Genomic DNA, 10621 nt, shown 5'->3' on the forward strand with positions numbered 1-10621 from the left:
CAAGCAGTTTTTGCGCGACTGGCTGGAAAGCGCCCAAGTAGCAGGCAAACCCTGGAGCAAAACCCCGCCGGCGCCACACTTGCCACGTGAAGTGATCGACAAAACTGCCGAGAAGTACCAGGAAGCCTTGGTTCGGCTGACCGCCTGAGTTGGCGTGCGGCGGTCGCTGAGATGTGAGAAGCCGCTCAATTGAGCATCATGCTCAACTTGCGCCGGTAGCTCGACACCAATGCCGCCTGCGGGTCTTCGTTGATGGCCGCTTTGCCGAGCACCTCGATGCCACCGGCGGTTTTGCCCGGTGTGGGTGCAGCGGCCTTGGGTTTGGGCGGAGTCAGCAGTTCCAGAATCGCCACAAACGCCTTGCGCGGGGCTTCGTCCTGCCATTTCTTGTCGCGCATGATGATCTCCAGCAATTCATCCATGGCGGCGGTCCATTCGCGCAAGGCGATCAGCATTCTGGCTTTGGCAAAACGCGTGTCAAAGTCACGTTTGTTGGTCGCAATTTTTTCGTCAAATTGCTCCATTGTCCAATGGGAGTAATCACTGGTAGCTATGAATAAGAGTGCGTCGAGCCACTGTGACAAGGCTTCAAAACGCAGTTTGCGCGGGATCTCGGCCAGCTTGGGTGCCAAGGCGGCCTCGGCTTCCTCAAAGCCACCGAGTTCGATCAGCAACTTGACATAGTCGTAACGGGTGTCGTCGTTGCCGGGGTCTACCGCCAGCGCATCGGCGAGTTTTTCCAGTGCCGCTTGCGGGTCGCCCGACTCCAGCAGCGCCTTGGCCTCGTCGGCCTCGGCTTCGGCCACCAGCTCGCCTTCAGAAGGCAGGTGTTTGTCGAGAAAGGTCTTGATCTGCCCGGCACTTTGTGCGCCAGCAAAACCGTCGACCGGTTTGCCGCCCATCATCAGGATGCAGGTGGGAATGCTGCGGATGCCAAAAGCACCGGCGAGTTGCTGCTCGTCGTCGGAATTGATCTTGGCCAGCGTGAAGCGCCCGGCGTACTCGACTTCAAGCTTTTCCAGCACCGGGCCAAGGGCCTTGCACGGGCCGCACCAGGGTGCCCAGAAGTCGATCAGAATCGGCTGGGTCATGGAGGCGGCAATCACTTCGGTCTCGAAGTTTTGCATGGTGATATTGATCATGGCGGTCTCGCAGGTTTTATGAAAGTCAGGTCAGATGGGGGCGTTGGGCGCAGATTTCCAGGGCAAACGTAAAATCTGCGCATGAACTCCATCCAAATCGGTGTGCTGATGGGTTCCAGCTCAGACTGGGACACCATGCAGCACGCAGTCCACATTTTCCAACAGTTCGGTATCCACCACGAGGCGCGGGTCGTGTCTGCCCACAGAATGCCCGATGACATGTTTGCCTACGCCGAAAAAGCCGCCGGGCGCGGGCTCAAGGCGATCATTGCCGGCGCCGGTGGCGCGGCGCACCTGCCCGGCATGCTGGCGGCCAAAACCACCGTGCCAGTGCTGGGCGTGCCGGTGCCCAGCAAGTATCTGAGTGGAGTGGACTCGCTGCACAGCATTGTGCAAATGCCCAAAGGCATTCCGGTGGCCACTTTTGCCATCGGCGCAGCCGGCGCGGCCAATGCGGCCCTGTTTGCGGTGGCCATGCTGGCCAACAGCGACATCGTGCTGCGCGCCCGCCTGGAAGACTTTCGCGCGGCCCAAACCCAGATGGCGCGCGACATGACGTTGCCCCCGGTGTTATGAACCACCAGCTGTTGCTTCCCGGTGAGGTCGGCGCCAGTGGTCAGCCGACCACGCTGGGTGTGATGGGCGGTGGCCAGCTGGGGCGCATGTTTGTGCAAGCGGCCCAGGCCATGGGCTATTACACCGTTGTGCTTGACCCCGACGTCATCAGCCCCGCCGGGCTGGTGAGCCACTACCACATCCAGACCGGCTACCTTGACCAGCAGGGACTGGCGCAGTTGATGCAACGCTGCGCGGCGATTACCACCGAGTTTGAAAACGTGCCCGCACCGGCTTTGGTGACGCTGGGCGCGGCCCGCCCCACCGCACCCGGTGCCGACGCGGTGGCGATTGCGCAGGACCGCGTCAAGGAAAAAGCCCATCTGGCACGCAGCGGTGTGCCGGTGGCGCCCTACGCGGTGATTGAGACGCCCGAGCAGCTGGCCGCGGTACCGGCCGCGCTGATGCCCGGCATCCTGAAAACGGCACGCCTGGGCTATGACGGCAAGGGTCAAATGCGCGTGGGCAGTCTGGCAGAGCTGGCCGCGGCCTGGGACGCGCTGAAAAACGTGCCCTGCGTGCTGGAGCAGTTGCTGCCTCTGGCGGCCGAATGCTCGGTGATCGTGGCCCGCGGAGCAGACGGCGTGTGTGTGCACTTCCCGCCGCAGCGCAACTTGCATCGCAATGGTATTCTGGCGGTGACCGAGGTTGATGAACATAATCTGCCTCCAGCGCTTATTAAGCAAGCGGTAGCAGCTACTAAATCAATTGCGAATGAACTGCATTATGTGGGTGTGCTGTGCGTCGAATTCTTCGTATTGACCGAAAACACGGCTGCCCATACCCAACTCGGTGCGCTGGTGGTCAACGAGATGGCGCCGCGCCCGCACAACAGCGGGCACTACACGCTTGACGCCTGTGATGTGTCGCAGTTTGAGCTGCAGGTGCGCACCCTGGCGGGTCTGCCTCTGACCGAGCCGCGCCAGCACAGTGCGGCGGTCATGCTCAACCTGCTGGGTGACCTGTGGGTGGATGCGGCCACGCCGGCCTGGGATCAGGTGCTGGCGCTGCCGGGCGTGCATCTGCACCTGTACGGCAAGCTCAAAGCCAGCAAGGGCCGCAAGATGGGCCACCTGACCGTGACCGCGGCGAGCGCCGCCCAAGCCAAAGCAATGGCGCTGCAAGCGGCCGCGCTGCTGGGTATCGAGGCGTTTTGATGCTGGCCTGGACGGTGTGGGGTGGGTGGTGATCCTGCCCGGAGCGCATCCTGACTCGATCGCTGCGGGCGCACGCTGCCTCAGCGCTGGCGGCCTGTTGGGTTTGCCGACCGAGACAGTTTATGGGTTGGCCGCAGACGCCTGCAATGACGCCGCGGTGGGCCAAATTTTTGCCGCCAAAGGGCGTCCGGCCGGTCATCCGCTGATCGTGCACATCGCCAATGCCACGCTGGCAGATCATTTTGCCCACAGCATTCCGGATTTTGCCCGGGCGCTGATGGCCGTCTTCTGGCCCGGCCCATTGACGCTGATCCTGCCCAGAAATCCCGGTGTCGCCAATGTCGCTGCAGGTGATCACGCCACCATAGGCCTGCGCTGCCCCTCACATCCCGTCGCGCAGTCTTTGCTGCACGGCCTGACGAATTCGGGTGCTGTCATCGGCATTGCCGCACCCAGCGCGAATCAGTTTGGCCGGGTCAGTCCGACCACGGCCGCGCATGTGCAAGCCGAGTTTGGCGAGGATTTGCTGATTCTGGATGGTGGGCCGTGTCGGGTGGGCATCGAGTCCACCATCATTGATTGCACCCGTGGCCTGCCGGTGCTGCTGCGCCCTGGAGGCATCACGGTTGCACAAGTGCAGGCCGCGTGTGATCTCAAGGTGTTGTTGAATGACGCGCCAGAAGTTTCTGCAAACGTTGCCCCCAAGGCGTCGGGCACGCTTGATTCGCACTATGCACCCAGGGCCACGGTACGTTTGATGACGCTAGCAGCACTACAGGCTGCGCTGGCGCGACTGGACGATGGCGTTGGGCTGGCGATTCCCAGTCCGGCCTTTGCGATCTACAGCCGCACGGCGTTTGCCCGTCTGCCTCGACAGGTGCTGTACCGCAAGATGCCCGACGATGCTGTCAGCACGGCGCAGCAATTGTTTGCGGCGCTGCGCGATTTTGATGCACAGGGTGTCAAAGGGATATGGGTTGAATCATTGCCCGACGGCGCTGACTGGGACGGGGTGCGTGACCGTTTGAGCCGCGCTGCCAGTTGAAACCACATTCGGCCAGCCAGTCAGGTCGCCAAATCTGACGCAAAAGCGGGATTCAAGGTCCGAGCGTTCGGCCCAGGAATTCAAGCACGGCCTTGCCAGCCGCGTCGCGGGCTGCATGATTGCCCTCCATGGTGGCACCTTTGGTGCTGCACAAATCGTTGCCGATTTCCTTCGCCTTGTCGGTGGACAGCGCCTCACCACTGCGACCGTCACGTACCTTCAGGTCCAATAGGTCATATTCCAGCGGACAGCCCTCTTTGCTTTTCGGATTGGAGGGCAAGTGGATCAACCTGGTGCTGTCTACATCGAACTTGTGCCGTGCGCCCGGCAGAACCACCACTTCAGTGGGTGTGCCTGCCGCCTTGATGCGCTGCGCGTAGCTGCGGCAATCGCTGAGATAGGCATAGTCGTCGGCGTCGCCATGCACAAACAGCATGGGCTCCGGGCTGAAGGCACCGGTTTTGGGTGTGATGGAAAGTACCCCGGCGCAACCGCCACTGTAGATGGCGATATGGGCAGCAAAGCGCAGGCCGGCAGGCGCCGCGCCCTTGATGATTGGCACCGCACCACTGCGCACAGCCGTGATGCCGCCGCGTGAAAATCCCATGATGGCGATACGTTTCGGGTCAATCTGTGGATGGCTTGCCAGCATACCCAACGCCGCAAAAGCATCTGCCGTGTCGGTGGCAAACGGCACTTGACTCTGGTCCTCACCGGTTGATTTGACACCTCTAGGGCCAAACACATCGATGACGAAGGCAGCGATACCCTGCTGGTTGAGGAGTTTTGCCCAGAAAGTGACTTGTTCCGGATAGATCCCGCCCGAGCCATGGACCAGCACGACCGCAGCAGATTTGACTTCCTTCGCAGCGCTGGGTGGCAAAAGCAGTTCGCCCTGGGCACTGGCCGCTGGTCGGGGCCGACTGGCTTGAATGAGATCCAAGACCGTGGCTGGAGAACCCGATGGGTAACTGTACAAACCACTTGCCGGCCCGCTGCGAAAGTCCGCCATCGGTGTGGCGACCCCGGCATGGGCTGTTCCACCCGCAATGGTCAGATACAGCCAACAAGTGAGGACGCGCAGCCGGCGTGGTTGCATGACCAAGGCACCTTATGGGTTAGTACACTGAGACACCAATTGCCGCGCCACGCGTTGGGGCAACTTGGCCCCAGGAGGTCAAAACTTGTAACCCACCGCCACGGTGAAGGTTGCCGGATCGAGGGCAATGTCCATCTTTTGACCGGTCGACAGTTTGGTCACCGTGCTCAATTTGGACTTGGTCAGGCACACATCGACAAACCACTTGTCGTTCACCATCCAGGATGCGCCAATTTGTGGCGTCAGGATGAATTTGCCATCCACCGTGACCTTGGTGGGTGTGCCACCAGGGTTGGTCAGAGAGGTGAGCTTGCCGCTGCCTTCTTCATCAAAGAAATAGGCATAGGTGGCTCCCAAACCTACGTACGGGCGGAACTTGGCGCTGGCCGGCAAAAAACGGTACTGCAAGAACAGGGTAATCGGCAGTGCTTTGACTTCGGCAAGAACCCCGGTGCCTTGCAACGAGCCATCGCCAATGATCTTGTGCTTGAACGGCAAGGCCACCGGCAAATCAACCGACAGGTTGTCGGTGTACATGTAAGTGATGCCGCCCGACAACTGGGTGTTGCCACTCACGTCGCTGCGGCTGCAGCCCAAAGCGCCGCCGACACCGTTGTCGCCAAAGTCGGGTGCTGACAGGCAGCCGCTGCTGACATCCGGGCTAAGCCGGGTCGCGCCAGCGCGCACCAACCAGCTGCCTGCGCTTTGCGCCAAGGCACCGGCCGACACCATCAAAGCCGCCGTGGCAGCCAGAAATTTGAGGGATTGCTTCATGTGTTCTTCTCCGGATGATGCGCAGTCTTACAGCCAGCCCGCTGTGACCAGGGCTTTGGATACATATTGCGCCAGCAGCTTGTGACCATAAGGGGTGGGATGTACGCCGTCGGCAAACATATAGCGCGAGGTGTCGCCCGGGATCAGGTTTTTGCTGTTACAGGCCAAGGAACTGGCCAACGGGTTAACCGTCGTGCTCAAATTGCAGGCAATGTCCTTGATGTTGGTCAGGGCATAGTGCGCAGGATCAGCCAACTGACGCCGGTTTTCCTCAAAAGCGTCGACCAGCACCACTTCTGCGGTGCCGTTCAAGCCCGCCTGCAGCGCCGCATTGAAGGCTTTTGTCAGCGCCAGCACCAGCGCCTGCTGGTTGGCCGGTGTAGCCATGGCCATAGGGGTCTGACTGACGTCAGGAATGTTGACCACAACAATGCGCTTGGCACCCTGTGCGATCAAGCCTTTGACCGCCACGACCAGGTCTGTTGCGGCTTGCACCATACCTGCACCAGCAATCTGGGCACCGGTTGTCGCTGCATACGTGTTGCCGGCCGTTGTGGCGGCGGCTCCTGCCGTGGCACCGATCGTGGCAGCATTGGCTACAGCCGTCGTGCTGTAACCGTTGGTCGCGGCATGGGTGGCGGCGGCGGTTACCGCGGCGGAAATAATGCTGGTGGGTGTGGCAGTGGATTTGGCGGCCTCGGTCTGAATGGCCGTACCGATAAACACCTGAGCGGCGGCCATTTGCGCTGTCGGTGCCAAAGACACGAGTTGTGTGACCAGCGATGTGGCAAGCGCCTGACCTCCAGCCAGGGTCGCGTTGCGGCTGAGAGTATCCGTCTGGGCAAACAGGTCATTGGCGCCAGCCAGCACCGTGATGAGCTCTTTGCCAGTGATCTTGTTGCCATCAATGGCAAAGTTGGCGATCTGCGTCGTCACCGACTCGGTCAGCGCCGCGGTGATACCGCCAGCATTGCCGGTTCCGATGGGGTCTTTGACGCGTGAGCCGCCTTGCGCGTAGTTGGTGCAGCCCGCCACCGGGGTCACCGGGACACCAAAACCACCTGTGCGGGCGGCACAATTGACTTTGCCAATGGCAGCAGCCGACACCAGTTGCGCCCAGTTGTAGCTGGGCACCGGCTCCGCACCCGGCGCACCGGCAATCCCGTTGACGGTGAACATACCGCCACCCAGTGCCGCAACAGGACCGACCTTATACGTTCCTGCGTCGCTCAAACTGTCGCCAAACGACACCACCGCGGTGTAGCTGACCGCAGGCGCCTGGTTACCGTCGCCACCACCGCCGCAAGCTGCCACCAGCAGCGCCGCACCCAGAGCCACACCCAACAATTTAAACTGCCGCATCAAGCATCTCCATATTAAAAGAACGACCGTACTATTTCAAATGAACATCTTAGCGTTGGACTGATCAGGTGCCCATCGGGTAAACCCGTGGCGCGGTGACTTTATCGGTAGCGCAGCTTCATCACCAGAATGGTGGCGGCCAGCGTCAGCGTGATGGCATTGGCGATCACGATCGGCCAGGCCTGCAACAACAGACCGTAAATGAGCCAGGCCGCCACTCCGGTGGTGAACACGCTGTACATGCCCAGTGAGATCCCACTGACGTCTTTGGTGGTGAAGGTGTGCCAGGCTTGCGGCAGAAAACTGCCCGTGGTCAGCACGGCAGCCAGCGTGCCAATGAAATCAGTCAGGGTCATGGTTCGAACAAGCAGAAAGGTCAATGCGTCAACGGTTTGAGAACATCATTGTCGCGTACTGCCAAGTGCCCACTGCACCAGCGCGTCCAGGGCCGGCCGGCCGGCCGGTGCGTTGGTGTGATTGATGATGGCGACCAGACACAGGCGTTTGCCATCTGGCAGATGGACGTAGCCGGCCAGGGCCATCACATCGCGCAGGCTGCCGGTTTTCAGGTGCGCACTGGCTGGTGTGGCGCGGCTGCGTCTGAGCGTGCCATCGACCCCCACGATTGGCAATGAGGCCATCAGATCCGGCATATAGGCCGAGGTGTAGGCCAATCGCAGCATCTGTGCCAAGCCTTGGGCGCTCAGGCGGGCCTGACGTGACAGACCGGCACCGTTGTCAATGGTCAAGGGGTAACTTTCACCCACCCGCTGCTGCCACCAGCGTTGCACCAGCGCACGAGCCATTTCACGCGTGACCGGTGTGACTGTGGGCGGCAGTTCACCGCTGGCAGGGTCAACCGCTGGCAGCGCCAGCGTCAGAAACAGCTGCTGCGCCATCAGGTTATTGCTGAACTTGTTGATATCGCGGATCAACTCGGCCAGCGCCGGGCTTTGCAACTGAAAGGTGGGCGCACCCGCTGGCGCTTTGCCGTCACGCACGCGCCCGCTGAGCTGGCCGCCCAGGCTGCGCCAGAGTGCTTCCAGGTTGCGCGCGTTGTAGCTGCTCGGGTCGGCATAGGCGAGTGACCAGGTTTTTTCGCCACACGCGGCCGGGTAACTGCCGGACAGTTGCAGGCGTGATGGATCCGAGAAGTTGGCCACCAGTCTTTGCCGGTAATCGCCACAACTGACGCTCGCGTCGTTGCTCAGGGGCACGCTGTCGGTGGTCTCCACCCCCCAAAGGGGCACACTGTAGTGAATCCGCGCCACTTTGGCCGCCAGATCGGGGGTCAAGGTCAGCGTGACCGACTTGAAGTTGAACGACAAGGCCTCCGGTTGCACGTTGTAAGGGCGCAGCGGGTCGCCATCAAAGTCGGCCGGACTCAGGTCGATTGGGGCAAACAGGCTTTTGTCCAATACGATGTCGCCGTCGATATGGCGCACGCCCAGAGCCTGAACCCGCTGCAACAAAAATAGCAGCCGTTCCTGCACCAGTTTGGGGTCACCCTGACCTTGTATCACCAGCTTGCCTTTGAGGACCCCGTCGCGCACCGTGCCATCCAGCCAGACCGGGGTGCGCCAGCTAAACGACGGACCCAGCAGGTCGAGTGCCGCGTAGGTGGTGACCAGTTTCATGACCGAGGCCGGGTTCTGGGGTACATCGGCACGGTAGCTCAGGCGCGGCGGTGACTGTCCCACGGCATCTGCGACCATCACACTGACCGAATCGACTGGAATTTTGGCCCGCGCCAGGGCCGTGGTCACGGTCTCAGGCAAAACCTGCGCTGACGCGGCCAGGCCAGTCGTCGCCTGCACAGCGGCGCAGGCCAAGGCAGTTCGCAACCAGCGCCAAGTGTCTATGGCGACCTGATGGTGCCACGCGCGGCAACGTGTGTTTGACCGGATACCGGTGTCAGGGCTGGACTGAAGGCAAGGGAAGACTCGGTTGAGCATAGACAATAAAACTCGCAGATTCGGATAGTAGGCGACAAGTTGTCGCCTTTTGCACAAAAAATGCAATCATTTCGTACAATTTCTCGAGTTGTCTGGGTATTTGGCAAGTCAATAAGGACGGAGTGGTTGATGGGTACAACAATGATCGATGGTTCCAGTCGGGTTGACGAACTGCTGAGACGGCTCGATCGGCTCAATGATATTGGCGCCTCGCTGTCACGGCAGCGCGACATCACGCGTCTGCTGGAGCAAATCCTGCTGGCGGCCAAAACCATCACCCATGCCGATGGTGGCACCTTGTACCGGATGCTGGACGACCACCGAACTCTGCGGGTGGAGATTCTGCGGACCGATTCACTCAACATTGCCATGGGGGGCACGTCGGGCAAGCCGATTGATTTTCCTTTGATCCACCTCTATGGTGAGGATGGTCGACCCAACGACTCGTTGGTGGCGGCGTATGCCGCCATCCATGGTGTGACGGTGAACATTGATGACGCCTATTGTGATGAGGATGAGTTCGACTTCTCGGGCACCCGTGTCTTTGATGCACGCACCGGCTACCGCTCGCAGTCGTTTTTGACAGTGCCCATGCGCAACCATGAAGGTGATGTGATCGGGGTACTGCAGTTGATCAATGCGCGCCAACCCGGTAGCGAGGCGGTGGTATCGTTCTCTGGCCCTGATCAAAGCCTGGTCGAGTCGCTGGCGTCTCAGGCGGCCATTGCCCTGAGCAACCGGCTGTTGATGTCGCAACTGGAAGAGCTGTTTGAGTCCTTCATTGGCCTGATCAACTTGGCCATTGATGAGAAGTCCCGTTACACCGGCGGTCACTGCCATCGCGTGCCCGCGCTGACCATGATGCTGGCAGACGCGGTGGCCGCGATCCAGCAGGGGCCGCTGGCCGATTTTTCGATGAGTGAGGCAGACCGTTATGAGCTCAAGATCGCTGGCCTGCTGCACGATTGCGGCAAAGTCACCACCCCGGTGCATGTGGTCGACAAGTCCACCAAGTTACAAACCCTGTTTGACCGCATCGATCTGATTGACACACGTTTTGAAGTGCTCAAGCGTGATGCTGAAATTGCCGCACTTAGGCAGCAGCTGGCCTTGCGACCGGTGACAGACCCAGCCGCTGAAGCAACCCTGTTGGCAAATGCGACTGCGCATCAGCTGGCGTTGGACGACCAGCGGAGCTTCATCCGACAGGTGAACGTCGGTGGCGAGGCCATGCGCGAGGAGGACATCGCCCGCGTTCGGCGCATTGGCAGCGAGTTGCGTTGGCGCAACACCCATGGGGTGCAGACCGACTTTTTGACGGCGGATGAAATCGACAACCTGTGTATCCGCAAAGGAACCTTGACCACCGCCGAGCGCGAAGTGATCAATCACCACATCGTGGCCACCATCAGAATGCTGGAGCGCCTGCCATGGCCCAAACATCTGAAAAACGTGCCCGAGTTTGCTGGCGG

The 10621-nt window shown here is 60.7% G+C and carries 10 protein-coding genes and 1 pseudogene; 5 read left to right on the forward strand and 6 right to left on the reverse strand.

The window, feature by feature from the left end:
* Nucleotides 1-148 (forward strand): annotated as a pseudogene (locus KBF66_RS16810) (phosphoribosylaminoimidazolesuccinocarboxamide synthase); the annotation flags it as partial.
* Between the two features lie 37 nt (nucleotides 149-185).
* Here KBF66_RS16810 and trxA read toward each other — a convergent pair.
* Entirely contained in the window at nucleotides 186-1142 is a 957-nt protein-coding gene (gene trxA, locus KBF66_RS16815) for a thioredoxin (RefSeq protein WP_296659972.1), read from the reverse strand.
* 81 nt (nucleotides 1143-1223) lie between these two features.
* Here trxA and purE point away from each other — a divergent pair, with 81 nt between their 5' ends.
* The 3 genes from purE to KBF66_RS16830 are packed head-to-tail and all read left to right on the forward strand — an operon-like array spanning nucleotide 1224 to nucleotide 3959.
* Nucleotides 1224-1718, forward strand: a complete 495-nt coding sequence (gene purE, locus KBF66_RS16820) for a 5-(carboxyamino)imidazole ribonucleotide mutase (protein ID WP_296659974.1) — start codon at nucleotides 1224-1226, stop codon at nucleotides 1716-1718.
* Nucleotides 1715-2914, forward strand: a complete 1200-nt coding sequence (locus KBF66_RS16825) for a 5-(carboxyamino)imidazole ribonucleotide synthase (RefSeq protein WP_296659977.1) — start codon at nucleotides 1715-1717, stop codon at nucleotides 2912-2914. Before purE ends, KBF66_RS16825 begins: the two co-directional genes overlap by 4 nt.
* A gap of 28 nt (nucleotides 2915-2942) precedes the next feature.
* Entirely contained in the window at nucleotides 2943-3959 is a 1017-nt protein-coding gene (locus KBF66_RS16830; protein ID WP_296659996.1) for an L-threonylcarbamoyladenylate synthase, read from the forward strand.
* A 52-nt stretch (nucleotides 3960-4011) separates the two neighbouring features.
* Here KBF66_RS16830 and KBF66_RS16835 read toward each other — a convergent pair whose 3' ends face one another.
* The 5 genes from KBF66_RS16835 to dacB form a co-directional block, all read right to left on the reverse strand.
* Complete coding sequence (locus KBF66_RS16835) at nucleotides 4012-5058, reverse strand: dienelactone hydrolase family protein (RefSeq protein WP_296659980.1); 1047 nt, start codon at nucleotides 5056-5058, stop codon at nucleotides 4012-4014.
* Nucleotides 5059-5136: 78 nt separating this feature from the next.
* A complete protein-coding gene (locus KBF66_RS16840; RefSeq protein WP_296659983.1) occupies nucleotides 5137-5832 on the reverse strand; it encodes an OmpW family outer membrane protein in 696 nt (231 codons plus the stop codon).
* 27 nt (nucleotides 5833-5859) lie between these two features.
* Nucleotides 5860-7194: an SGNH/GDSL hydrolase family protein gene (locus tag KBF66_RS16845; protein WP_296659986.1), complete on the reverse strand. Its 1335-nt coding sequence runs from the start codon at nucleotides 7192-7194 to the stop codon at nucleotides 5860-5862.
* A gap of 101 nt (nucleotides 7195-7295) precedes the next feature.
* On the reverse strand, nucleotides 7296-7550 hold the full coding sequence (locus KBF66_RS16850; RefSeq protein ID WP_296659988.1) for a SemiSWEET transporter: 255 nt from the start codon (nucleotides 7548-7550) through the stop codon (nucleotides 7296-7298).
* A gap of 45 nt (nucleotides 7551-7595) precedes the next feature.
* Nucleotides 7596-9038 carry a D-alanyl-D-alanine carboxypeptidase/D-alanyl-D-alanine-endopeptidase gene (dacB, locus tag KBF66_RS16855; protein ID WP_296659991.1) on the reverse strand — a complete coding sequence of 481 codons (1443 nt, stop codon included), beginning with the start codon at nucleotides 9036-9038 and terminating at the stop codon, nucleotides 7596-7598.
* Between the two features lie 240 nt (nucleotides 9039-9278).
* Between dacB and KBF66_RS16860 the strand changes: the two genes are divergently transcribed.
* A partial coding sequence (locus tag KBF66_RS16860) for a GAF domain-containing protein (protein ID WP_296659994.1) occupies nucleotides 9279-10621 on the forward strand: 1343 nt, incomplete at its 3' end.

It is taken from the genome of Rhodoferax sp. (assembly GCF_018063565.1).
GTDB lineage: Bacteria > Pseudomonadota > Gammaproteobacteria > Burkholderiales > Burkholderiaceae_C > Rhodoferax.

Excerpts from the sequence above, each read along its gene's own strand:
- KBF66_RS16840 (WP_296659983.1), bottom strand. The coding sequence starts at position 5,832 with ATGAAGCAATCCCTCAAATTTCTGGCTGCCACGGCGGCTTTGATGGTG.
- KBF66_RS16835 (WP_296659980.1), bottom strand. The coding sequence starts at position 5,058 with ATGCAACCACGCCGGCTGCGCGTCCTCACTTGTTGGCTGTATCTGACC.
- trxA (WP_296659972.1), bottom strand. The coding sequence starts at position 1,142 with ATGATCAATATCACCATGCAAAACTTCGAGACCGAAGTGATTGCCGCC.
- KBF66_RS16850 (WP_296659988.1), bottom strand. The coding sequence starts at position 7,550 with ATGACCCTGACTGATTTCATTGGCACGCTGGCTGCCGTGCTGACCACG.
- KBF66_RS16825 (WP_296659977.1), top strand. The coding sequence starts at position 1,715 with ATGAACCACCAGCTGTTGCTTCCCGGTGAGGTCGGCGCCAGTGGTCAG.
- KBF66_RS16845 (WP_296659986.1), bottom strand. The coding sequence starts at position 7,194 with ATGCGGCAGTTTAAATTGTTGGGTGTGGCTCTGGGTGCGGCGCTGCTG.
- purE (WP_296659974.1), top strand. The coding sequence starts at position 1,224 with ATGAACTCCATCCAAATCGGTGTGCTGATGGGTTCCAGCTCAGACTGG.